This window comes from Corynebacterium sp. HMSC035E02, assembly GCF_001836065.1.
GTDB lineage: Bacteria > Actinomycetota > Actinomycetes > Mycobacteriales > Mycobacteriaceae > Corynebacterium > Corynebacterium hiratae.
Window position 1 is genome coordinate 1 of record NZ_KV827365.1, and the last position, 23,444, is coordinate 23,444.

The following is a 23,444-nucleotide window of genomic DNA, read 5'->3' on the forward strand; positions in this document are numbered from 1 at the left end:
GACGTGTCTACTTTCCGGGGGTCAGGCCCCGAGTCCATGGCCGCACATGTCACACGACGGCCGATTCCTATTAGCCATAGGAATTGGCCTTACCGCACCAACAGCAGACCTCCTACCACAGACCTAGGACTACCCGGTGTTGATTTCATCGATCGGGCTGTTGGAACCGATTCAAAATCAATATCACGGCATTATCCCAGGCTGCTCCGGGAATCCGTATCGATTTATCCACACGAAATGTCCCTTAAGCCGACAAAACGTGTTGTTTTCCGGCCTAAACGACAAAACGTGTTGTTTTCCGGCGTGTCGAGTTAAACGACAGATTGTGTTGGTGGGGTTGGGGTTTTAGCGTAGGTGGCCTTTGCGTATTCCCATAGAGTGGTTGTAGGCAGTGTCAATGGCGATCTCTACAGGGTCGTCAGGCAACTGCGTGTGGAGGTAGAGCCACCAGTCGCAGGTGATGCGTTGTTGCTCGTCGCGCAGTCCGCGGTGGGCGTGCATCAGTTGCTTGATTTGCGAGTTCACCCCGCCTTCCAAGCTGTTGGTTGTGCGCTCTAAGCGTTGGCCTTCTTTAGCTTGGGTGAGGTAGGCAAAGAGGTGTCCGTGTTGACTCATTTTCTTCAGCTGCAGGTAGATTCCGCGGTGAACATCGTGGGTGTACCACCATTTTTTGTTGCCACGTTTGGATTTAGGAATCTGCTCGAAGGGCACGTCTTTGACGTACGTCCTGGCTTTGAGCTGGGCGCTAAATACAGTGCCGAACTGATGTAGCTTGACTGTCCATTCAGCTGCTTTATCCAGATTGTCAACGGCGAGCAGTTCAAAGGAAAGCCGCTGTAGTGCTTTGCCCATCGGCGAGGTGGGGTGAAGGCCTGTGGCGCGCTGGATATTGCGTTTGACGTGCACAATGCAGCGTTGAACTGGGGTATTAGGCCATAAGCGGCGTAGTGCTTTAAGCCCTCCCGAATCCCCATCACAGGTCACCAGTTGTGGTGGGGCTATTTCGTCCAGCAGACGCATGTAGGACCAGGAAGATTCCTTCGTACACCAGAACCAGTTGATGACATGGCTGGAGTCAGCAGCCACGACAAGGCACTGTGGGGTTTGGGGGTTAGGTTGTCAGTCGCATGTTGTCTCCTTCGAGTGCGATGATTTCGGCGCCGGCGACGAGTCGGTTGAGGATGGATTCGGCGATGACGGCGTCGGGGATGGACTTGTACCACTCATCTGGTGTGAATTGGGATGTCACGATTGTGGATCCTCGGTGCTCTCGCTCAGCAAGGATGGTCAGCAGTTGATGCGCGGTTGCGGCATCGATTGGGGTGGTGAGGAAATCATCCAGCACGAGCACATCCGCGGTGTGGAGTTCCTCGAGGAACTTCATCCGCTCAATGTCACCGTGTTTGAGCACTGCTAGGTGGTTGGCCAGGGTGTCGGTGCGGAAGAACTTGGCTGTGTAGTCCTTTCGGTCGGCAGGCGGCGTTGAGCAGTGCGAGTGCGAGGTAGGTTTTGCCGACGGAGGATTTGCCCAGGATGACAATGTTTTGCGCGCTTTGGCACCATGAAAGCGATGTTCATCGCCGCCTGGGAGGCGGCCTGCGACCGCATCATCGCAACTCTGACGGCTGCCGTCGAGAACACTCCAGCAGAAGAACGTCTCCCTGTACTCGCCGCCAGCTACGACGACCTCGTCGCAGAAGACCGTGACCTGCTCACGATTCAGGTCCATGCCTGGGCTGCCGCCACCTCTGACGATGAGATCGCCGCCGCGACCAGAAACGGGGTCGAACGCCTACGCGCCTTGGCTATCGAACACCTCGACGTGAACCGTGACCAGGCGACCCGAATTATCTCGGTGATGGCGTTCTGCAACATCAATGCCAGCATCAACCTAGACAACGCCGAAGAATGTTCAGTCGCTCACCTGCTCGGCGACGCCATGGAGTAACACCGTCTAGGCTCACCACGCGCTCTCGTAGTTCACCTCGGGCGCTCAGACCTCCTAAGGTGTCTTCCGGCGCAAGCTCACTGCGCCGAGCGCGACGAATGCCGCGCAGAATCCAGAAAGAATGGCGATATCAGTTACCAGATCGCCCTTGGGAAACGCAGACGGGGTAGGAGCTTTGCTTAACGCGAGCATCGCGTCGACGACGTAGCTGATCGGCATGGTGTGCGAGAGCAACTCGAGGGCATGTGGCATTTCTTCCCGGGGCATGATAACGCCACAGAGCAGGAATTGGGGAACGATAACAGCGGGGACGAATTGCATAACCTGGAACTCCGTATGGGCAAAAGCAGACGCCAACAATCCTGCGGTGGTGCCGGTAAGAGCGCTGAGCAAAGCGACCCCAACGAACGCAGCGAGTGATCCCTCGATATCCAAGTCGAGTAGCCGGGTGCAGACAACAACGGTGATCAGCGTTTGTGCGACCGCAACCAGGCTGAAGGTCAGCGTGTAACCACCGATGATGTCGATCCGGCGCACCGGCATTGTGAGCGCTCGTTCCAGTGTTCCGGAACTGCGCTCGCGAAGCGTGGTCACGGATGCGACAAGGAACATGACGAGGAACGGAAACACCCCGAGGACTGCGTGCGCGATGCGGTCAAATAATCCAGTGTTGCTCAAGATCCAATACAGCAAGGACATTAAGACAGCTGGCAACACGAAGATGAGTGCGAGAGTTCGTGGGTCCCGTCGCAACTGGTTGCCGACCCGCTTGGCCACTGCAAAACTTGCCCTCACTTTGTCATCGCCTCCACGAATGCCGCTTCAAGCGTCGCTGCACCGGTTTCGCGTTTGATGGTTTCCGGGTGCGTGTGGCTCACCTTGCCGTCGCGAATGAACAATACGCTGTCGCAGTGCTCGGCTTCATCCAGGATGTGGCTCGAGATAATCAGCGTGGTGCCCTTGTGGGCCAGCTCCTTGAACAGGTCCCACATCTGGGCTCGCAGGATGGGGTCGAGGCCGACCGTTGGCTCGTCGAGGACAACAAGTTCCGGATCTGGCAGTAGGGCGACCGCAAGACTTACGCGGCTGCGTTGACCACCGCTGAGCTTGCGCACCGGCTCGTCGATCTTGGCGGTCAGATCGAGCTGGTCGACCACTCCGTCGATTCGGTTGCGGCGAAGCCCGTAAATGTCTGCGACATAGCTAAGGTTCTCTCGCACGGAGAGTTCGTCGAACACGCTAGCTTGCTGGGTTGCGTACGTGACCTTGGTGCGCAGTTGGCGATGACCTGCGGGCAGTCCAAGCACGTGCACAGTGCCGTCGACACGAGCCTGCGTGCCAACGATCATGCGCATCAACGTGGTCTTGCCTGATCCTGAAGGGCCGACAAGCGCGCTTATCGAACCTCGAGGCAAGGTGAAGGAAACAGGCTGGAGGATTCGGGCTCGCGCGTTCCGCATAGCAACTGCGGGAGTATCCGGGTCTGGTTTCATAGTGACAGTGTCACCGTTCGCCAGCTAGCATTTCCAGCATGGTGAATAAACGCCGCGGTCGCCCGAGCGGACCATCGGAGCGTCGAGAACTCATTCTTCATGCAGCTAAGATGCAGTTTCTCCAGAATGGATATGCAGGCACGACGCTTCGAGCAATCGCAGCTGAAGCAGACGTGGATCACGCTTTGGTGAATTATTATTTTGGCAGCAAAGATGCGTTGTTTTGCGAAGCAGTGCTCGATGGGTTGAGTGCGTCCGCGATATTGCGCTCAGTAAGTTCGGTCCCGGAACTCCCGCCTGGCCAGTTCCCTCAACTGCTTGCCCGCACGTTCGTTGCCTATTGCGAGTCGTCTCCCTTTCAAGAGCGAGTACTGCCAGCGTTTCGATACGCAATGAAAGACGACGACACCAGGGCAATCGTATCCGGTTACTTCGAGCGTGAAATTCTTGCCGGTGCCGAAGAACTCCTTCTCCGATTACGGGCACAGCATCCGGGCCACCCTCGGCTGAGCACCGCCGACGCGGTAGTGCAGAACTCGATTGTCCTGCTGGGGGCTCTGGTGTCGCGTTATGTGCTGCAGGTGCAGCCCCACGCGTCAATTTCACCCGATCAATTCGCTTCAGTTCTGGCACGCCTGATTCGAGTGTCGCTCCTGTGATTGCCCTGGGGCGGCAGCGAAACTCTCGCCCACAGGCTCCGGATCACTGGTTCTTTTCGGGATCCGCGGAACCAGAAGAGCCGTCGGTGTCGTAGCTTGCTTTAGGACGAGCCCAGTCGTTGGAACCGTTTTCCTGCTGGCTCGATTGGTTCCAGCTGGTCGAGCCTGAGCCGGACGGCTGCTGGTTCCAGCCGCCGGCGTTCTGCTGGTTTGGCTGTTGCCACGAGTTCGAAAACTGCTGCGGAGCAGCGGGGTTGAAGGGGGCTTGGTTCACGGGCGCTCCGGCTGCACCGTTTTGACCCTGGTTGGCAGCTGCCGATGCACGAGCTTTGTTCACCTGTGCGTCGAGCTTGTCTTTGCCACAGCCCGGCTAATGATTCACTGCTCAATCCCGCAAGTTGGGCTTCGGTAGTGATCCCTGAAGCTTCGAGCGCCTCGCGGGCTTTTTGGACTGTGGTGTGCGAACACCCCACGGTGATACGGATTTGGCGGACGGACCAACCTTTGAGCACAAGGTCCATCACCGCCCGGTAGTCAGTCACAACTGGACTCCTCTGTCAATGCCGCGCGCCCTGTAGTTGCGCGGTCACCTGCCTCGTCCCCCAAGGCGTTACTGGATACTCACCATCGCGTTACTCGAAACCCACCACGGTGTTACTAGATAAACCCGCGCAACACCCGAGGCTGGGTTATCCCTCCGGATAAGTGAAATCATCCTAATACCAGCACGCCAGGCCGGCTAACCAGACAACCTCACCAACACATCCTGTCGTTTAGGCCCCACCACCGCAGCTAGGTGATTAAGGGTCAAAATGTGTGTCTTAGTCCGTAGCTCAGGGGGTGAAGCTTGGGGTACAGGCGAAGACGGGGGCTAGAGGACCAAACTAAAGACACCATTTGGGGCGCTGAATCAAGAAAGCCCAGGTAAAAGCATGCAAGGTTTGGCATAAGGTGCCAATGCTTTGGTCCTTCTTCTTCCTTCCAAGTAGCACCGGCTCCGTAGCGTCCTTCATGTCACTGAAGCATACGGGTCCACCTTAAAGTGGAACGATTGCTTTCCTGTTGTGACGCGTGCAGAGGGGGTTAAGGCCGCGGCTTTCCTTGAATCCAGTAGACGGACCAGATGACGTCCTCGCGCGGCACACCCCAGTCGTGCACAGCTATGGCGCGCACTGCTTTGGCGAGGTCCCCTTCGCCGGATACCCATACCGAATCGGGTGCAGTATCCGGGGTGAAACGAGAGTCAAGGAGCTGTCTGGCACGCGCAATGTGCTCCTCGTGCGGAGCGGAAACCATGGTGAGCGAGCGAACCTTGCCGCTCCACGTTTCCTCAAATCCATCCTCAATTTCGTCGTCGCTTGCGACCAGTGCAACGACGTCGACCCCGCCCAAGGCGTCCGGTGAGAAAGCTTCGTAATGTTCCAGGATGTGCCACAGCGCCGGAAGAGCGGAGGCGTCCGCGAGTAACAGTTGTGATTTCCTAGGTTCTTGCCACCGTGCTTGTCCCGTATATAGTCCTGCGGTATCCCCAGGTTGAGCCTTGCGGATCCAGTGCGTGCCCGGGCCATTATCGCCATGGGTTACCACGTCGACGTCGATAGTGTGGGCGTCATGATTGAGCCTGCGAATCGTGTACCACCGCAATGCTGGGCGAATCTTGGCGGGCAATCCCATGACGGCGGCGCGAACATTGGTATCGTCGACCGGGAAGGGCGAAAAATCCTGCCCGTCTTGGGGCATGAGGAGCCCAAAGTATTCGTCAGGCCCGGCTAACGGGTAGGAACCAAACGCTGGTGAGTGAAAAGTTAGTCGGTGTAGCCGTGGCTTGAGGCGGGTGTTCCCGGTGAGGGTGACGGGTAGTAGGCGGTGATGTGTCAAGGGGTGTGTTCCTAGGTAGGAGGGAGATTTGAAACCATCATAAAGTATAGGTTAGGCTAGGCTCAAATAAATTAGGGGGTGCGTATGCTCACGTGCCCGTTCGCAGTGAAGGAAAGGTTTATTCCATGGTTGCCATCAACCGGCGCGCGAAAGCCGTGCTTGCGATTGTCTCGGCGGTAGCGATTGCTCTGACGGGCTGCTCACGTGGAAGCGGCGATGACAGCGCGGGCGTGGCCGGCGCAGACGAGCCCAGGGTTGCAAGCCTTGGGCTGGGAGATGCCGATACCGTGCTGGCGCTCGGACTTACTCCCGTTGCTGTGGCCCCCTGGGGTGCGAAAGGGGATGGTGATCCCTCCGGAGTTGGTCCATGGGCGAAGGAGCTTTTGGGAGATGCCCAGCCCGAGGTGATCTATAACACCGCCTCCGGTTTCACGGCCGAGGTTCTTGAGCAGGTCACTGCCTCGGACCCCACACAGATCATCGCCGTGAACCAGGCAGTGGACCAGGAGGCAAAGAAATCCCTCGAGGATATCGCCCCGCTGACCGTGAAGCCCGAAGGTTTCGAGGACTGGCAGATCCCCTGGGATGAGCAAGTCAAGACCATCGCCTCTGCCGTGGATAAGGAAGAGGAGGGGGAGAAGCTCATTGACCAAGCAGAGGGCGCCTTTGAGCAGTTCAAGGACTCCCACCCGGAGCTGCAGGGCAAGCGCGCAGCCATCCTCATGCCCTATGACGGGAAGCTGGGCCTCTACACGGCAGAAGACGGCCGTGGCCAGTTCATCGAAGACCTCGGCTTTGAGATCCCCAAGGAACTGCAGGGCGATGGTTCCAGCTTCTTCGTGGACTATGCCCCGGAAAACTACTCCCAGCTCAACAATGTGGACTATCTGTTCGTCTTGGATTACAACGGTGCGGTCGATGAGCTGAAGAAGGATTCCACATTCCAAGGCCTGGACGTGGTCACGGATGGCCGTGTTCGCTACCTGGACACAGACACCGGCAATGCGATGAGCGTGCCGAACCCGCTGACGATCCCGTGGGCCGTCAACAAGTTCGAAGAGCAGCTCTAAGTGCTCGCACTACCGAGGAAGGCTGACGCTATCCACGGTGCTGCGGGCACACACCACGACGACAAGGCGGCCACGCTGGACTCGCGGGGGAGAAGCCGCGCGCGGCTGACCACGGGACTCGTTATTGCGACCCTTCTCCTTTTCCTGTGCTCGCTGGTAGTGGGGTCAAGGGCTATCCCGTTGTCTGATCTGTTTGTTGCTCTCCTCCACGGGGGCGAAGCAGATATCGAGAACATCGTGTGGGATCTGCGCATCCCACGCACGTTCTTGGCCTACTTCGCGGGAGCGGCCATCGCGGTATCCGGTGTTATCGCACAGTCTTGGACTAGAAACCCCTTGGCCGATCCGGGCTTCATCGGTATCACCGCGGGAGCATCGTTCCTGGTTGCCCTCGGGACGGCGCTAGGTGTCGCCACCTCAACCGGGATGCGGACCGCGCTCGCCCTTGTAGGCGCCGGCCTGGCCACGGCATTAGTGCTGGGTGTATCTCGGCGGTTTCAGGATCCCTTGACGCTGGTCTTGGTCGGCGCAGGAGTTGCTGCTGCCTTGAGTTCTGGCGCCATGCTGATCGGCCTGTACTCCACGGATGTCCTCGACAGCATGCGCCGGTGGACCATCGGCTCCACGTTCGGGCGCGGCCCTGAGGATGTCGCCATCGCGGGTATCGGATTGCTCGTCGGGCTTATCATTGCCGCACGTGTGGCACGCCCGCTCGATCTTTTGGCAATGGGGGAGGAATCCTCGGTTGCCTTGGGTGGCTCGCCCTCGCTAACGCGGCGCGGTGCCGCCTTGAGCATCGTCATCTTAGCGGGCTGCGCTACCGCAGCGACGGGACCTGTTGCCTTCGTCGGATTTGCCATCCCGCATCTGTTGCGCCGGCTTACGGGGCCAGAAGTCGCCGCAATGATCGCTCCTGCCGCATTACTCGGTGGTTGCTCCGTACTCGCTGCGGATATTCTCGGTCGCCTCATCGCGGGCCCTTCAGAGTTGGAGATGTCCATCGTTGTGGCCTTCGTCGGCGCGCCATTTCTCATCTGGGCCGTGCACCGAGGGGAGTACAAACTATGAGTGGGCGGGTGAAGGGGGACGTCGTCAAGCATCTGCGTTCCCAAGAGCGGCAACGCCGGACATGGATATGGGTGGCCACCTGCTTTTTTGTTCTGGTCGCGGCAAGCTCCTATGTCCTCCTGCTGGGGCAGGGCCCAGTGGACTTGAGTCCGTGGCAGGTTCTCGAGATTCTCAACGGCGGGGGAAGCCGAAGTGAGATTCGCGTTGTCTGGGACCTGCGCATGCCCGTAGCGCTAGCGACCCTCATCGTGGGTGCCGCGCTCGGACTGGCGGGGTCGTGGACGCAGTCGATGTCGCGCAATCCGCTGGCTTCGCCGGACATCCTTGGCGTGACTGGTGGCGCGTCCGTCATGGTGGTCCTTGGAACGGTGCTCTCCCGGCCTCTCCTCGCTGAGGGGCTCTCCATGTTCTGGTGGCGGGCGGGACTCGCGCTGCTGGGTGCGGTGCTAGCGGCCATTCTGCTGGTAGCGCTTGGAGGAATTGGCACGAGCAACCGCATTGTTATCGTCGGAATCGCGCTGTCGCTGCTGTTTCATGCACTGGTGGCGTATTTGTTGCGTGCAGCCGAGATCCTCCGTGCGGCGCAATCCCAGCTATGGCTGGCGGGCACCACGGGTTTCGTGCGGATGGAGGTCATTCTTCCTTTGCTCGTGGGGTTGACTCCTTTTGTGGTGCTTGGCCTGTGGTGTGCTCGGGAGCTGCCGCTCCTTGCGCATGATGATCTCTCGGCCCTTTCCCTCGGGGTCAACATCACGCGAACACGGGCGCTGCTGCTGGTGGCAGCTACGGGCATCTGCGCGGTGACCGTATCCGTGGCCGGTCCCATTGGTTTCATCGCGCTTCTGGCCCCGCATGTGGGGCGCATTGTTGCCCGGACGCCCACGCCTGTGCCACTGGTCTCCTGTGCTGCAGGCGCTGCCTTGTTGAGCGCGTGCGCTGTCATTGCTGGAGCGTTGCCGATGGACGCTCCGGTGGGTGCAGTCTCCTCCATCATCGGAGGGTGCGCCCTGGTCATCTTGGTGTGGAATGCCGCACGGCGGAGAGGATAAAAGCGAGTGAAAGACAGAGAAATTACGGCCACTGGTATTCATGCTGGCTATAAGGATGGGGAAGACATCCTGTCGAGTGTTGACTTGGTGGCCCGCCCGGGGGAGGTCACCACGCTCATTGGACCGAATGGTTGCGGCAAGTCCACGTTGCTGAAGACCTTGTCTAAGGTTCTTCGCCCGCGGCAGGGGAGCGTGCGCATCGGCGAGCTGGACGTGCACGCTATGAGCCCGAAAGAAGCAGCTGCCCACGTGGCGCTTCTTCCGCAGCAGCCGATGGCACCGGATGGGCTGCGGGTGGGCGAGCTCGTCGCGCGCGGGCGCTACCCGCACCTGGGCCGTAGTCGGGGCCTGTCCGCGAAGGACCGCGACATCATCGCGCAGGCCTGCGTGGAGACTGGCATTACGGACTTCATCGACCGTGACATCGCGGCACTCTCGGGCGGCCAGCGCCAGAGGGTGTGGCTCGCGCTGGCCTTGGCGCAGGACACGCCAGTGCTGCTTCTCGACGAACCCACAACCTTCCTCGATCCAGCCCATGCCATCAGCGTTCTGCAGCTCGTGCGCAAGCAAGCCGACGCTGGGAAAACGGTCGTCGTCGTGTTGCATGATCTCATGCTGGCCGGGCAGTACTCCGACACCATGGTGGTCATGAACAACGGCGAGGTCATCGCGCAGGGAACGCCCCGCCAGGCGTTGCGGAAAGAAGTGCTGGCCGCAGCCTATGGCATCAACGTCGAGATCTGGGACGACCCACGCAGCGACGCCCCCGTCATCGTTCCGCGCGGAGTGCTCAGCGACTGACAACGTTCATGCAGGAACCCGCGTCGAAAGCTCTCAGCGGAGCGATTTGGAGTTATGACAGGTCGGGTTGTAAGGTACCTAGCGAAGTTTGAACGGCCCGCTGAGGCCGAGTCAAAGTTCACCGAAGACCGTCGGTCATCCGGATATCCGGATCGAAGGTTCCTCATCCTAGAGGGCGGCCCACGCAGGAGACACTTTGCGAATAAGCGCGGATTTCCGCGCGCGCCCTGTGCTCTTGCACGGGGCTTTTGTTATTTCGGTTGTCCATCGGGCAAGCGGAGTGGGGAAGGCCCCGGCGGAAAACACAAGAGATGTTTCGAAAGGAGGCGAAGTAGAAAATGGCAAACCCGAAGAACACCGCAGACCTGGCGGCACTGAAGGAGAAGCTCGAGGGTGCAAACTCCATCGTGCTTACCGAGTACCGTGGCCTGACCGTGGGTCAGCTCCAGGAGCTGCGTAACAACCTCGGCTTTGACGTTGAGTACTCCGTCGCCAAGAACACCCTTTTCAAGATCGCTGCCAACGAAGCTGGCATCGAGGGTCTTGACGAGCACCTGACTGGCCCGACCGCTATTGCGTTCATCAAGGGCGAGGCAGTGGATGCTGCGAAGGTCATCACCAAGTTCGCTGATGACAACAAGGCACTCGTTATCAAGGGTGGCTACATGGACGGCAACGCTCTGTCTGCCGACCAGGTTGAGGCCATCGCCAAGCTGGACAACCGCGAGACCACCCTCGCAAAGCTGGCTGGCGCCATGAAGGGTTCTATGGCAAAGGCTGCCGCCGTATTCAACGCTCCTGCAACCAAGATGGTCCGCACCGCTGCGGCCCTGCAGGACAAGAAGGCTGCGGAAGCTTAAGACGCCACTTACAGGCGCACAACTTAAACACACACACTTATCTGGCTGCCTAGTGCGGCTAGGAACAATGAGAAAGGATGCCAATCATGGCTAAGCTCACCAAGGACGAGCTCATTGAAGCTTTCAAGGAAATGACCCTCATCGAGCTCTCCGAGTTCGTCAAGGAGTTCGAGGAGGTCTTCGACGTTGAGGCCGCTGCTCCGGTTGCTGCTGTTGCTGCTGGTGCCCCGGCTGCCGGCGGTGCCGCCGAGGAAGAGAAGACCGAGTTCGACGTCGTTCTGACCGACGCTGGCGCTAAGAAGATCGGCGTTATTAAGGCTGTCCGCGAGATCGTCTCCGGCCTGGGCCTGAAGGAAGCTAAGGAGCTCGTTGAGGGTGCTCCGAAGGCTATCCTCGAGGGTGCTTCCAAGGACGACGCTGACGCTGCTAAGGCTAAGCTCGAAGAGGCTGGCGCTTCCGTCGAGCTCAAGTAATTCACCTGAATTACTAAAGCTTTCCTGCGCAGTACACTCGCTGCGCTCCAACAACCCCGTTCCGCTTTTTGCGCGGTGCGGGGTTGTTCCCGTTTTGTCGGGACCCCGATGGCCCAGCGGATTCTAAACATTTCGTGTCAGGTCTTGACACTAGGGTCAAAAAGAGACACTATTGGGGTGTGCAATTTCGGCGTAGAAGTCTCGAGCGGTTCCATCAGGATGGTGTGCCGCCGCGATATATTCCATCGGAATTGCGTTCGGTAGTGCGCCGCAAGTTACTTATGATTGGGCGGTCTGTAAATGTCACGGACCTTCGGATTCCACCAGCAAACCGGTTGGAGCGGCTCAAGGGTGACCTAGAGGGCTACTACTCAATTCGCGTCAACTCGCAGTGGCGCATCATATTCAAGTGGACACCCGAAGGAGCTGTTGACGTTGACTTTATCGACTACCACTGACGCGCATACTCATGTTGATGTTGTTCCTGTTCCGCATCCTGGAGAAATCCTTCTCCTAGAATTCCTCAAACCCTGTGGTATTACCCAGTATCGCCTGGCCAACGACATTGGCACTACCCGCTCTCAAGTCTCCAAAATTACCCGCGGTACGCTCGGTATCAGTGCCGATATGGCTTTGCGTTTGTCGGCCTACTTTGGGAACTCCGCGGAGTTCTGGCTCGGACTCCAAGAGGAATACGATCTGTGGAAAGCTCGCCAGATCACGGATGTCAGCGCTATCGTTCCGTGGAATCACAAAGAAGAAGCCGACTCTCACTCATAGAAACAGTTGACTTACGCTTATGAGTGGCTAGGGGAGTCCTCTTTCTCCTTCGCGTCTGCTTGCGCAAGGGCGCGATCGGCTCTGCGCACAAAGATGAGGGCGGGCCCGATTGCGAGGAGCCCGGCGAGCGCATTTGCCCACAAACCAGTGGTCAAGGTCCAGCGATGAGATATTGCGGCCAGAGGGGTCGACCACACACTAGAGAGTGAAACGACGGTGCTCATTTGGATATTGGTGACTCGGCCAAATGTTTCTTCGGCCATAAGCCTGTGGAGTGCGGCATAGGTTACCGCGCCGGCGGCTGGGGCTGTAAGAACGGACAGTCCTAGCGGGATGATCATCAACAGGCTGGGGCTGAGCAGGGCACCACATGCGATTGATGCAGCAACCCAGGCACATGTGCCTACCTGAAGGGCTGCGAAGGAAAACTTCTTTTGCATCCAACCCGTCGACAAAGCACCCACAATCCCGATGAGGCCGATGGACGTGCGGGCTAGTCCCGTTACCCATCCAGGGTTGTTCCCCTCCTCCAGTATGAGGACGGCCATGAACAGTGAGCCGTTAATTGCACAGTTCGACAGTGTTTGCATGGCAATGAGCCCGCGAAGTAGGGGCGAGCGAGCCACGATGGCTAAGCCTTCCTTGGTTGTGCGTAGGAGCTTGTTCTCTGCCTTCTTTGCGGGGTCTAGGTTAGCCCTGATGAAGAGGAAGAAGACGATGGTGAGGAAATTTGCCAGACCGACAAACACGAAGGGCAGAGCCACATTGACTTCTAGAAGTGCGCCGCCCACAGTGGGGCCGATGAGTCCCGCAAATTGCAGACGTGCTTGGATGAGCCCTTGTTTGGCGGCGAGCTGTTCTTCTTCAACGAGCTGGGGCAGGCAAGGGTCGGAGCAAGCTTGGCCTATTCGGTAAAAGAGCATCATGCTCCCGAGTAGCGCACCGAAGACGATGGGGGAGAAGCCGCCGGATAGGATGAGACCAGCTAATGCGAGATTGAGTACCCCAGCCAGCGCGTTGGTCACAATGATGAGTGGCTTGCGGCGCCACATATCCGCAAGAGAGCCGCCGATGATGCCGCCTGCCAGTGCCGCAATTCCAGTGATGGTTCCATACAGGCCGGCAAGGGTAAGACTATCGCTCAAGCGTAGAGTGACCACTGGAATAGCAAGCCCGGCTCCCACCCCAGCTATCTGAGCCACGAGGTCTGACCATAGGTAGAGGCGGAAGTCTCTGTTCTTGCTTTGGGGGTCATTCTTCATTGGTTCCTGCAATCTGCCGATGCGATCTCAAGTGTGATGTGGAGCACTTATCCTTAGACTATTAAACGCTCCGGTAGCCCCCCGTCAACGCCACGTGAATCTGAAACGCACCCTCCGGGGAAATGTGTTTTGAGCAAACGAATCGGTAGGATAAGCCACCATGCTGCCCAAGTCCCGCATCTTCTCCGTCCTCCTGCTCGGCCTCGGCGTTGCGCTGATCGCGGCCGGCCTGACGGCGTCGAGCTTCTTGAGCTTTAGTCCGCGCCTGCCGTTGGATATCGAGGACACGACGTGGACTTTGCAGGATGACAATGCTACCGCGCAGGAGCTATCCGCGGAGGGCGTTACGCAGTATGAGGGGCCGATGACTTATCAGCTCAACCTGGACATCCAGGACCCAGCAGACAAGGAGACGGCGACGCTGCGAGTGGGGGAGTCCGCCATCCGCGGCGGCACGGGCAACGTGGAGGACTTAAGCTTTGCCCGCGTGTGGAATTATCCCGTTGACCGCCTCAGCGGTGAGGCCACGGGCCCGGCGGCGCTCTCCCACACCATGGGCTCGCCCACGGCGGAGGTGCCCGTCGAGGGCTACTGGCTGAAGCTGCCCGCCGATGCCGAGCAGACTACCTACCCGGTCTTTGACCCGGTGCTGCGCAAGGCGGCCGACGCCGTCTTCGAAGAATCCCTCGACATCGACGGCCGCACGGTCTACCGCTACCGCCAGGAGATTGAGCCCACCAACGTGGCTACCCTCTATGCTGGCAGCACGACGACCACGCTGAGCAACGAGGATGGCTCCACCGAGCAGGGCTACCTCTTCCACGCCGCAACCCGGGACCTCTACGTGGATCAAGCCACCGGACTCGTCGTGGGCATGGACGTCGATATCAAGGACTACTGGGCCGACCGCGAGGGTAACGAGCGTGAGGTGCAGTTCGCCTTCAATGGTGCGACTTCTGAGGAATCCCGCGCGGAGCTGCTCCAGCAGGCCGAGTGCTTCCCGCGGAGTGCTGTGGGGCAGTGGGTGCGCTGGGGCGGCATCGGAATCGGTGCGCTTCTGGTGTTGCTTGGGGCGCTAGGCGCTTTCCGACGTCCCACTAGCCGCCACTCCCGCTAGCTGCGCGTGCTAGGGGCCCGCGCGTGCGGATCTACGTAGCGACACGCCGTGGGCGCGTTTCGCCTTTACAAGGCCGCCATTATGCTATAGGCTATTTCGTTGCGCTGGAATCTGGATCTTTAGTGCACATTTAGCCTTTCGAGCGGTGATGGTAAAACCGACTTGACAAGGTGATTTTGTGCATTCTAAACCCAGTCATTCCACAGCAGACCGAATGCTAAATCTACCAGCGGTTTTGCACCTCACCGGCCAGGGTGGGGCCGCAATCCGCCAGAGGTACTGGAAGGACCCATCTTGGCAGTCTCCCGCCAGACCAAGTCAGTGGCCAACATCCCTGGAGCCCCGAAGCGATACTCCTTCGCTAAAATCAGCGAGCCTATCGCCGTCCCGGGCCTCCTCGATCTACAACTCGATTCTTACGCGTGGCTCATCGGCACCCCCGAGTGGCGCGAGCGCGAGCAGGCAGAGCGCGGCGAAGACGCACGCGTGACGAGCGGCCTTGAGGATATTCTCGAGGAGCTTTCTCCGATCCAGGATTACTCGGGCAACATGTCCCTGTCCCTGTCGGAGCCTCGCTTCGAGCCGGTGAAGAACACCGTGGACGAGTGCAAAGAGAAAGACATCAACTACTCGGCGCCACTGTACGTCACCGCAGAATTTATCAACAACGACACCCAGGAGATTAAGTCCCAGACCGTCTTCATCGGTGATTTCCCGATGATGACCGAGAAGGGCACCTTCATCGTCAACGGCACCGAGCGCGTTATCGTCTCGCAGCTCGTGCGTTCCCCGGGTGTCTACTTCGACCAGACCATCGACAAGTCCACCGAGCGCCCGCTGCACTCCGTGAAGGTCATTCCTTCCCGCGGTGCGTGGCTCGAGTTTGACGTCGACAAGCGCGACACCGTCGGCGTGCGCATCGACCGTAAGCGCCGCCAGCCGGTCACCGTGCTTCTTAAGGCCCTGGGTTGGACCGAGGAGCAGATCAAGGAGCGCTTCGGTTTCTCCGAGCTCATGATGTCCACCCTCGAGTCCGATGGCGTGGCCAACACCGATGAGGCTCTGCTGGAGATCTACCGCAAGCAGCGCCCGGGCGAGCAGCCCACGCGTGACCTCGCGCAGGCACTGCTGGATAACTCCTTCTTCCGCGCGAAGCGCTACGACCTGGCCAAGGTGGGCCGCTACAAGGTCAACCGCAAGCTCGGCCTGGGTGGAGACCACGACGGTCTGATGACCCTGACCGAGGAAGACATTGCCGTCACCCTCGAGTACCTCGTGCGCCTGCACGCCGGTGAGCGTGAGATGAAGGCCCCGAACGGTGAGATGATCTCCATCCACACCGACGACATCGACCACTTTGGTAACCGTCGTCTGCGCACCGTGGGCGAGCTCATCCAGAACCAGGTCCGCGTGGGCCTGTCCCGCATGGAGCGCGTCGTCCGCGAGCGCATGACCACCCAGGACGCAGAGTCGATTACCCCGACCTCTCTGATCAACGTTCGCCCGGTTTCTGCTGCCATCCGCGAGTTCTTCGGTACCTCCCAGCTCTCGCAGTTCATGGATCAGAACAACTCCCTGTCCGGCCTGACCCACAAGCGCCGTCTGTCCGCGCTGGGCCCGGGCGGTCTGTCCCGTGAGCGCGCCGGCATCGAGGTGCGAGACGTCCACGCTTCGCACTACGGCCGCATGTGCCCGATTGAGACTCCGGAAGGCCCGAACATTGGCCTGATCGGTTCGCTGGCGTCCTACGCCCGCGTCAACGCTTTCGGCTTCATCGAGACCCCGTACCGCAAGGTTGTGGACGGCAAGGTCACCGACCAGGTGGAGTACCTCACCGCCGATGAAGAGGATCGCTTCGCTATTGCGCAGGCAGAGGTTGAGAAGGATGCCGACGGCACCCTGACCGGCGACCGCATCGAAGTCCGCCTCAAGGACGGCGATATCGGCGTGACCGACGCCGCCGGCGTTGACTACGTCGACGTCTCCCCGCGCCAGATGGTCTCCGTGGCTACCGCCATGATTCCGTTCCTCGAGCACGACGATGCTAACCGTGCCCTCATGGGCGCGAACATGCAGCGCCAGGCCGTGCCGCTGGTGCGCTCCGAGGCCCCGTACGTGGGCACCGGTATGGAGCAGCGCGCAGCTTATGACGCCGGTGACCTCATCATCACCCCGAAGGCGGGCGTGGTGGAGAACGTCACCGCGGACCTCATCACCATCATGGATGACGAGGGCCAGCGCGATACCTACATGCTGCGCAAGTTCGAGCGCACCAACCAGAACACCAACTACAACCAGACCCCGCTGGTGTCCCTGGGTGAGCGCGTGGAGGCAGGCCAGGTGCTTGCCGACGGCCCCGGTACCCACAACGGTGAGATGTCCCTCGGCCGCAACCTGCTGGTTGCCTTCATGCCGTGGGAAGGCCACAACTACGAGGACGCCATCATCCTCAACCAGCGCATCGTGGAGGAGGACATCCTCACCTCGATCCACATCGAGGAGCACGAGATTGATGCTCGCGATACCAAGCTGGGCCCGGAGGAGATCACCCGCGAGATCCCGAACGTCTCCGATGACGTTCTGCGTGACCTCGACGAGCGCGGCATTGTCCGCATCGGTGCCGACGTCCGCGCGGGCGACATCCTGGTCGGTAAAGTCACCCCGAAGGGTGAGACCGAGCTGACCCCGGAGGAGCGCCTGCTGCGCGCCATCTTCGGTGAGAAGGCCCGCGAGGTGCGCGATACCTCCATGAAGGTGCCGCACGGTGAGACCGGTAAGGTCATCGGCGTCTCCCGCTTCTCCCGCGAGGATGACGACGACCTCGCCCCGGGCGTCAACGAAATGATCCGCGTCTACGTGGCTCAGAAGCGCAAGATCCAGGACGGCGATAAGCTCGCCGGCCGCCACGGCAACAAGGGCGTTGTGGGCAAGATCCTCCCGCCGGAGGATATGCCGTTCATGGAGGATGGCACCCCGGTAGACATCATCCTCAACACCCACGGTGTGCCGCGTCGTATGAACATCGGCCAGGTGCTCGAGGTTCACCTCGGCTGGCTGGCACACGCTGGTTGGAAGATCGATACCGAGGACCCGGCCAACGCCGAGCTGCTCAAGACCCTGCCGGAAGAGCTGTACGACGTCCCGCCGGAGTCGCTCACCGCAACCCCGGTCTTCGACGGTGCCACCAACGAGGAGATCTCTCGCCTGCTGGCTTCCTCCAAGCCGAACCGCGATGGTGACGTCATGGTGGATGAGCACGGCAAGGCCCGCCTCTTCGACGGCCGCTCCGGCGAGCCCTACCTGTACCCGGTTTCCGTCGGCTACATGTACATGCTCAAGCTGCACCACCTCGTCGACGAGAAGATTCACGCCCGCTCCACCGGTCCGTACTCCATGATTACCCAGCAGCCGCTGGGTGGTAAGGCACAGTTCGGTGGCCAGCGCTTCGGTGAGATGGAGGTGTGGGCAATGCAGGCATACGGCGCTGCCTACACCCTGCAGGAGCTTCTGACCATCAAGTCCGATGACGTGGTTGGCCGCGTCAAGGTCTACGAGGCCATTGTCAAGGGTGACAACATCCCGGATCCGGGTATCCCGGAGTCCTTCAAGGTCCTCCTCAAGGAGCTGCAGTCCCTCTGCCTCAACGTGGAAGTTCTCTCCACCGACGGCACGCCGATGGAACTGTCCGGCTCCGACGAAGACGACATGGACGGCGCTCCGTCCCTGGGCATTAACCTGTCCCGCGACGAGCGCTCCGACGCAGACATCGCCTAGCTTTTGGTCCGCCGCTTATCTACGGCGGCGGGCATAACGAAACACCACCTACATACAAAGCCATCAACTTCCCCCTGACGGGGGATGAAAGGGAGACATTACGTGTTTGACGTAAATCTCTTCGACGAGCTCCGCATCGGGCTGGCCACCGCAGAGGACATCCGTCGCTGGTCCAAGGGCGAGGTCAAGAAACCCGAAACCATCAACTACCGCACCCTCAAGCCGGAGAAGGACGGCCTCTTCTGTGAGCGCATCTTCGGCCCGACCCGTGACTGGGAGTGCTCCTGCGGTAAGTACAAGCGCGTGCGCTACAAGGGCATCATCTGTGAGCGCTGTGGCGTCGAGGTGACCAAGTCCAAGGTTCGCCGCGAGCGCATGGGCCACATCGAGCTGGCCGCGCCGGTTACCCACATCTGGTACTTCAAGGGCGTTCCTTCCCGCCTGGGCTACCTGCTGGACCTGGCCCCGAAGGACCTTGAGCGCATCATTTACTTCGCTGCCAACATCATCACCTCCGTGGATGAGGAAGCTCGCCACAATGACCAGTCCACTCTGGAAGCAGAGATGCTGCTGGAGAAGAAGGACGTCGAGGATGACGTCGAGGCAGAGATCGCTGAGCGCGCTGCCAAGCTCGAGCAGGATCTGGCCGAGCTGGAGGCCGCCGGTGCAAAGGCCGACGCCCGCCGCAAGGTCCAGAACGCTGCCGATAAGGAAATGCAGCACATCCGCGAGCGCGGTGAGCGCGAGGTTGCTCGCCTTGACGAAATCTGGAACACCTTCATCAAGCTTGCTCCGAAGCAGATGATCATCGATGAGACCATCTACGAAGAGCTGGTAGATCGCTACGAGGATTACTTCACCGGCGGCATGGGTGCAGAGGCTATCCAGACCCTCATCCGTAACTTCGACCTCGAGGCTGAGGCCGAGGAGCTCAAGGAGATCATCAACAACGGCAAGGGCCAGAAGAAGATGCGTGCCCTCAAGCGCCTGAAGGTTGTTGCAGCCTTCCTGCGCTCGGGCAACGACCCGGCCGGCATGGTGCTCGACGCTATCCCGGTGATCCCGCCGGAGCTGCGCCCGATGGTGCAGCTGGATGGTGGCCGCTTCGCCACCTCCGACCTCAACGACCTCTACCGTCGCGTGATCAACCGCAACAACCGCCTCAAGCGCATGATCGACCTCGGCGCTCCCGAGATCATCGTGAACAACGAGAAGCGCATGCTGCAGGAGTCCGTTGACGCGCTCTTCGACAACGGCCGCCGCGGCCGTCCGGTCACTGGCCCGGGTAACCGCCCGTTGAAGTCCCTGTCTGACCTGCTCAAGGGTAAGCAGGGTCGCTTCCGCCAGAACCTGCTGGGTAAGCGCGTGGACTACTCCGGTCGTTCCGTGATTATCGTTGGTCCGCAGCTCAAGCTGCACGAGTGTGGTCTGCCGAAGCTCATGGCTCTGGAGCTGTTCAAGCCCTTCGTCATGAAGCGCCTGGTGGAAAACGACTACGCGCAGAACATCAAGTCCGCTAAGCGCATGGTGGAGCGCCAGCGCCCTGAGGTGTGGGACGTCCTCGAAGAGGCCATTTCCGAGCACCCGGTGATGCTGAACCGTGCACCGACCCTGCACCGCCTGGGTATCCAGGCCTTCGAGCCGAAGCTCGTCGAAGGTAAGGCCATCCAGCTGCACCCGCTGGCTTGTGAGGCCTTCAACGCTGACTTCGACGGTGACCAGATGGCAGTCCACCTGCCGCTGTCCGCCGAGGCACAGGCTGAGGCACGCGTGCTGATGCTGGCTTCCAACAACATTCTGTCCCCGGCCTCCGGTAAGCCGCTGGCTATGCCGCGTCTGGATATGGTTACCGGCCTGTACTACCTCACCATGGACAAGGGCGAGGACGAGATCGGTGGCGCGGGAGCTTACGCTCCCGCAGACGAAAACGGACCGGCCCAGGGCGTGTACTCCTCCTACGCGGAGGCCATCATGGCTCGTGACCGCGGCGTTCTGGGCCTGCAGGCCCCGATCAAGGTGCGCATCTCCCACCTACGTCCGCCGTCAGACATTGAGGCTGAGCAATTCCCGGATGGTTGGCAGAAGGGCCAGGCTTGGCTCGCTGAGACCACCCTCGGCCGCATCATGTTCAATGACCTGCTGCCGTGGAACTACCCGTACCTCGAGGGCGTCATGGTTCGTAAGGGCGGCGCCGGCAACAAGATGCTGCTGGGTGACGTCATTAATGACCTCGCTGCGAAGTACCCGATGATCACCGTTGCCCAGGTTCTGGACAAGATGAAGGACGCGGGCTTCTACTGGGCCACCCGTTCCGGCGTGACCATCACCATGCACGACGTTCTGGTTCTTCCGAACAAGACCGAGGTCCTCGAGTCTTATGAGAAGGAAGCAGAGCGTATCGAGCGCAAGTACTGGGAGCAGGGTGCCCTGACTGAGCGCGAGCGCTACGACCGCCTGGTTGAGCTGTGGAAGGACGCCACGGACACCGTGGGTAACGCCGTCGAGGAGCTGTACCCCGACGACAACCCGATTCCGATGATCGTGAAGTCCGGTGCTGCCGGTAACATGCGTCAGATCTGGACCCTGGCCGGTATGAAGGGCATGGTTGTGAACTCCAAGGGTGACTACATCACCCGTCCGATTAAGACCTCCTTCCGCGAGGGCCTGTCGGTTCTGGAGTACTTCAACAACTCGCACGGCTCCCGTAAGGGCCTGGCGGATACCGCTCTGCGTACCGCTGACTCCGGTTACCTCACCCGTCGTCTGGTGGACGTGGCGCAGGATGTCATCGTCCGCGAGGAAGACTGTGGCACCCGTCAGGGCGTGCGCGTCCCGATCGGCGTCGAGGTTGCCGAAGGCTCCTACGACCTGCACGAGCTGTGGGAGACCTCCGCATCCGGCCGCGTCGTGGCTAACGATGTCAAGGATGAAAACGGCGAGGTTATTGCCGAGGCAGGCGCTGACCTGACCGAGGAGCTCAGCCGCAAGATCGTCGCCGCTGGCGTTCTGGAGATCAAGGTTCGCTCCGTGCTGACCTGCCAGACCCCGGCTGGTGTTTGTGCGAAGTGCTACGGCAAGTCCATGGCCTCCGGCAAGCTGGTCGATATCGGCGAGGCAGTCGGCATCGTGGCCGCGCAGTCCATTGGTGAGCCGGGTACCCAGCTGACCATGCGTACCTTCCACCAGGGTGGTGTCGGTGGCGATATTACCGGTGGTCTGCCGCGTGTTCAGGAGCTCTTTGAGGCCCGTAACCCGAAGAACCGTGCTCCTATCGCTTCCGTCGACGGCACCGTGTCCCTGTCCGATGAGGGCAACTTCTGGACCCTGACCATCACCCCGGATGACGGTTCCGACAACGTGGTCTACGAGAAGCTGTCGAAGCGCCAGGGCTTGGCTCAGGTTCGCCGCCCGATGGAGTCCAATCCGGACGCCATGATCGAGCGCTCCCTGCGCGACGGTGACCACGTCAGCACCGGTGACCGCCTCATGCGTGGTGCGGCTGACCCGCACGACGTGCTGGAGGTTCTCGGCCGCCGCGGCGTGGAGAAGCACCTCATCGACGAGGTTCAGGCTGTCTACCGTGCACAGGGTGTGGCCATCCACGACAAGCACATCGAGATCATCATCCGTCAGATGCTGCGTCGCGGTACGGTCATTGAGGCCGGTTCCACCGAGTTCCTGCCGGGTACCCTGGTTGACCTTTCTGAGGCCAAGCAGGTCAACGCCGCTCAGGTCGCTGAGGGCGGCCAGCCGGCACAGCTGCGCAGTGAGATCATGGGTATTACCAAGGCCTCGCTGGCTACGGAGTCCTGGCTGTCTGCCGCGTCCTTCCAGGAGACCACGCGTGTGCTTACCGACGCCGCCATCAACAAGCGCTCGGATCAGCTCATTGGTCTCAAGGAGAACGTCATCATCGGTAAGCTGATTCCGGCTGGTACGGGTATTTCCCGCTACCGCAACATCAGCGTGAAGCCGACTGAGGCCGCACGCAACGCTGCGTACTCCATCCCGACCTACGGTGATTCCATCTACGGCGACGATGGCTTCGGTGAGTTCACCGGTGCTTCCGTCCCGCTGGAGGAGGACTACACCTTCTAGGACCTGGTCCTTCAACGACCTAGTCCTTTAGTCCTTCGACACCGAGGGAAACCACAGACCCGCACTTCACCCGCCAGACACTGGTGGGGAGGAGGTGCGGGTCTTTTTCTATCGGCAGCACCGCCCGGAACTCCGCTCTGCGAGAAACTTTGGGTTCTCTTACAATAGCGTCACCAAGGGCACAAACCCCAGTGCTCGTGCTCAGGAAGGTGCCGACCGATGACATTTCCGAACACCGGATTCGAAAAGCCTGCCCCGAAACCACGCGCGTGGACGGGCGTTGATGCTCTTATTGTTGCCGGCTATGTCATTGCTGGCGCGCTCCTATTGTGGGGAAGGGGAGCGTTTATTAATCGCCTCGTCATGGGGGAAGATGAGCCTCTCCCAACGCATGTGTTGCTACCGCTGCTTTCCGGGACGGCAGCGCTCTTCCCCTTGGCCGGGCTATGTGCGGCCTTAACTGTCCAGAAACCACTGGCCGCATTTGTGGGTTATGTCATGTCGGTCATGCTGGGTTATGCATTCAATGGCGTCGTAGGCCCCAGAGCCGTAGTGGAGGTAGTAATCATTGGTGCGGTCATAGAAGCCGTTTTCTTCGGCTGCAAGTACGCCCGCTTTGATTTTCTTAGCGGGAGCCTCGCCGGTTTTGCTGCGGTAGTGGTTAGCGGACTTGTGGGCATTATCGCCGGTGGTTTTGATGTGGAGCATCTTGCAACCCAGTTCGGCTGGACGCTTATTAGGCTCCTGGTCACCTTGGTCGTTGTGGTGCCGCTGGCCTATTTCATCGCAAAGGCGGTGCGGGCGGTGCTTCGACGCCATGTCCACGGGTGGGAGAGTGATACACCTCCGAAAATCAAGTCTGTGTAAGACACGCCGTGAATGGGCGATAGTTTTAGCTTCTCGTTACCCCCGCTACACCCCATGGATAGGGGTGTAGCGGGGGTAATTTGCATGAGACTTAAATTACGAAAGCACGCCAACCTGTGAGCGGTATAAACATTGGAGTTACCTGCGGCCAGCAGTTTTAGGAATTTATGTTGATTAAACCGGCTATGACGTGCGAGTACACCGTTAACCGCTTCCGAATTTTGCTCTTGCGGGAAGTGGCGGGGGG

The 23,444-nt window shown here is 60.0% G+C and carries 22 protein-coding genes; 14 read left to right on the forward strand and 8 right to left on the reverse strand.

The genetic code is table 11. From position 1 onward, the window contains the following. Positions 1-345 precede the first annotated feature (345 nt). The 3 genes from HMPREF2635_RS09480 to HMPREF2635_RS13715 are packed head-to-tail and all read right to left on the reverse strand — an operon-like array spanning position 346 to position 1,541. Positions 346-1,086: a transposase gene (locus HMPREF2635_RS09480; RefSeq protein WP_246824875.1), complete on the reverse strand. Its 741-nt coding sequence runs from the start codon at positions 1,084-1,086 to the stop codon at positions 346-348. Between the two features lie 25 nt (positions 1,087-1,111). Beyond that, on the reverse strand, positions 1,112-1,411 hold the full coding sequence (locus HMPREF2635_RS09485; protein WP_246824876.1) for an ATP-binding protein: 300 nt from the start codon (positions 1,409-1,411) through the stop codon (positions 1,112-1,114). Further along, positions 1,395-1,541, reverse strand: a complete 147-nt coding sequence (locus HMPREF2635_RS13715) for a hypothetical protein (RefSeq protein ID WP_309473136.1) — start codon at positions 1,539-1,541, stop codon at positions 1,395-1,397. Before HMPREF2635_RS13715 ends, HMPREF2635_RS09485 begins: the two co-directional genes overlap by 17 nt. A 29-nt stretch (positions 1,542-1,570) precedes the next feature. Here HMPREF2635_RS13715 and HMPREF2635_RS09490 point away from each other — a divergent pair, with 29 nt between their 5' ends. After that, on the forward strand, positions 1,571-1,948 hold the full coding sequence (locus HMPREF2635_RS09490; RefSeq protein ID WP_070821673.1) for a hypothetical protein: 378 nt from the start codon (positions 1,571-1,573) through the stop codon (positions 1,946-1,948). 54 nt (positions 1,949-2,002) lie between these two features. Here HMPREF2635_RS09490 and HMPREF2635_RS09495 read toward each other — a convergent pair whose 3' ends face one another. Then, positions 2,003-2,743, reverse strand: coding sequence for an ABC transporter permease (locus HMPREF2635_RS09495; protein ID WP_371326320.1), 741 nt, complete (start codon positions 2,741-2,743; stop codon positions 2,003-2,005). Continuing rightward, positions 2,740-3,441 carry an ABC transporter ATP-binding protein gene (locus HMPREF2635_RS09500; protein WP_083321299.1) on the reverse strand — a complete coding sequence of 234 codons (702 nt, stop codon included), beginning with the start codon at positions 3,439-3,441 and terminating at the stop codon, positions 2,740-2,742. Before HMPREF2635_RS09500 ends, HMPREF2635_RS09495 begins: the two co-directional genes overlap by 4 nt. Before the next feature lie 38 nt (positions 3,442-3,479). Between HMPREF2635_RS09500 and HMPREF2635_RS09505 the strand changes: the two genes are divergently transcribed. After that, on the forward strand, positions 3,480-4,100 hold the full coding sequence (locus tag HMPREF2635_RS09505; protein WP_083321300.1) for a TetR/AcrR family transcriptional regulator: 621 nt from the start codon (positions 3,480-3,482) through the stop codon (positions 4,098-4,100). A 43-nt stretch (positions 4,101-4,143) separates the two neighbouring features. On the opposite strand, the gene HMPREF2635_RS09510 is transcribed toward HMPREF2635_RS09505, so the two are convergent. Together HMPREF2635_RS09510 and HMPREF2635_RS09515 are read right to left on the reverse strand one after the other, a co-directional pair. After that, a complete protein-coding gene (locus HMPREF2635_RS09510; protein ID WP_141761705.1) occupies positions 4,144-4,374 on the reverse strand; it encodes a hypothetical protein in 231 nt (76 codons plus the stop codon). Between the two features lie 809 nt (positions 4,375-5,183). After that, positions 5,184-5,978 (reverse strand): siderophore-interacting protein, encoded by a 795-nt coding sequence (locus HMPREF2635_RS09515; protein ID WP_070821676.1) that lies wholly within the window; start codon positions 5,976-5,978, stop codon positions 5,184-5,186. A 125-nt stretch (positions 5,979-6,103) separates the two neighbouring features. On the opposite strand from HMPREF2635_RS09515, the gene HMPREF2635_RS09520 reads away from it, so the two are divergent. The 8 genes from HMPREF2635_RS09520 (at position 6,104) to HMPREF2635_RS09550 (ending at position 12,079) form a co-directional block, all read left to right on the forward strand. Next, positions 6,104-7,048 (forward strand): ABC transporter substrate-binding protein, encoded by a 945-nt coding sequence (locus tag HMPREF2635_RS09520; RefSeq protein WP_070821677.1) that lies wholly within the window; start codon positions 6,104-6,106, stop codon positions 7,046-7,048. Next, positions 7,049-8,116: a FecCD family ABC transporter permease gene (locus HMPREF2635_RS09525; RefSeq protein ID WP_083321301.1), complete on the forward strand. Its 1,068-nt coding sequence runs from the start codon at positions 7,049-7,051 to the stop codon at positions 8,114-8,116. Then, the gene (locus HMPREF2635_RS09530; RefSeq protein ID WP_070821678.1) at positions 8,113-9,165 is read left to right on the forward strand and encodes a FecCD family ABC transporter permease; all 1,053 of its coding nucleotides are present in this window, start codon (positions 8,113-8,115) and stop codon (positions 9,163-9,165) included. The genes HMPREF2635_RS09525 and HMPREF2635_RS09530 overlap by 4 nt, the downstream gene beginning before the upstream one ends. Positions 9,166-9,171: 6 nt before the next feature. Continuing rightward, positions 9,172-9,966 (forward strand): ABC transporter ATP-binding protein, encoded by a 795-nt coding sequence (locus HMPREF2635_RS09535; RefSeq protein WP_070821679.1) that lies wholly within the window; start codon positions 9,172-9,174, stop codon positions 9,964-9,966. A gap of 338 nt (positions 9,967-10,304) precedes the next feature. Further along, positions 10,305-10,826, forward strand: a complete 522-nt coding sequence (gene rplJ / locus HMPREF2635_RS09540; RefSeq protein ID WP_010189711.1) for a 50S ribosomal protein L10 — start codon at positions 10,305-10,307, stop codon at positions 10,824-10,826. An 86-nt stretch (positions 10,827-10,912) separates the two neighbouring features. After that, positions 10,913-11,299, forward strand: coding sequence for a 50S ribosomal protein L7/L12 (gene rplL, locus HMPREF2635_RS09545; protein ID WP_046647762.1), 387 nt, complete (start codon positions 10,913-10,915; stop codon positions 11,297-11,299). 224 nt (positions 11,300-11,523) lie between these two features. Further along, on the forward strand, positions 11,524-11,757 hold the full coding sequence (locus HMPREF2635_RS13100; protein ID WP_231913979.1) for a type II toxin-antitoxin system RelE/ParE family toxin: 234 nt from the start codon (positions 11,524-11,526) through the stop codon (positions 11,755-11,757). Continuing rightward, on the forward strand, positions 11,735-12,079 hold the full coding sequence (locus tag HMPREF2635_RS09550; RefSeq protein WP_230308966.1) for a HigA family addiction module antitoxin: 345 nt from the start codon (positions 11,735-11,737) through the stop codon (positions 12,077-12,079). The genes HMPREF2635_RS13100 and HMPREF2635_RS09550 overlap by 23 nt, the downstream gene beginning before the upstream one ends. A gap of 17 nt (positions 12,080-12,096) precedes the next feature. Here HMPREF2635_RS09550 and HMPREF2635_RS09555 read toward each other — a convergent pair whose 3' ends face one another. Then, the gene (locus HMPREF2635_RS09555) at positions 12,097-13,341 is read right to left on the reverse strand and encodes an MFS transporter (RefSeq protein WP_070821680.1); all 1,245 of its coding nucleotides are present in this window, start codon (positions 13,339-13,341) and stop codon (positions 12,097-12,099) included. A gap of 160 nt (positions 13,342-13,501) precedes the next feature. Here HMPREF2635_RS09555 and HMPREF2635_RS09560 point away from each other — a divergent pair, with 160 nt between their 5' ends. The 4 genes from HMPREF2635_RS09560 (at position 13,502) to HMPREF2635_RS09575 (ending at position 23,197) form a co-directional block, all read left to right on the forward strand. Then, positions 13,502-14,458, forward strand: a complete 957-nt coding sequence (locus tag HMPREF2635_RS09560; protein ID WP_070821681.1) for a cell envelope lipid trafficking protein PgfA — start codon at positions 13,502-13,504, stop codon at positions 14,456-14,458. Positions 14,459-14,752: 294 nt separating this feature from the next. Further along, positions 14,753-18,232, forward strand: a complete 3,480-nt coding sequence (locus HMPREF2635_RS09565) for a DNA-directed RNA polymerase subunit beta (protein ID WP_046647757.1) — start codon at positions 14,753-14,755, stop codon at positions 18,230-18,232. A 102-nt stretch (positions 18,233-18,334) separates the two neighbouring features. After that, entirely contained in the window at positions 18,335-22,330 is a 3,996-nt protein-coding gene (locus HMPREF2635_RS09570) for a DNA-directed RNA polymerase subunit beta' (protein ID WP_070821682.1), read from the forward strand. Positions 22,331-22,549: 219 nt separating this feature from the next. After that, a complete protein-coding gene (locus HMPREF2635_RS09575) occupies positions 22,550-23,197 on the forward strand; it encodes an ECF transporter S component (protein WP_070821683.1) in 648 nt (215 codons plus the stop codon). Positions 23,198-23,444: the final 247 nt, after the last annotated feature.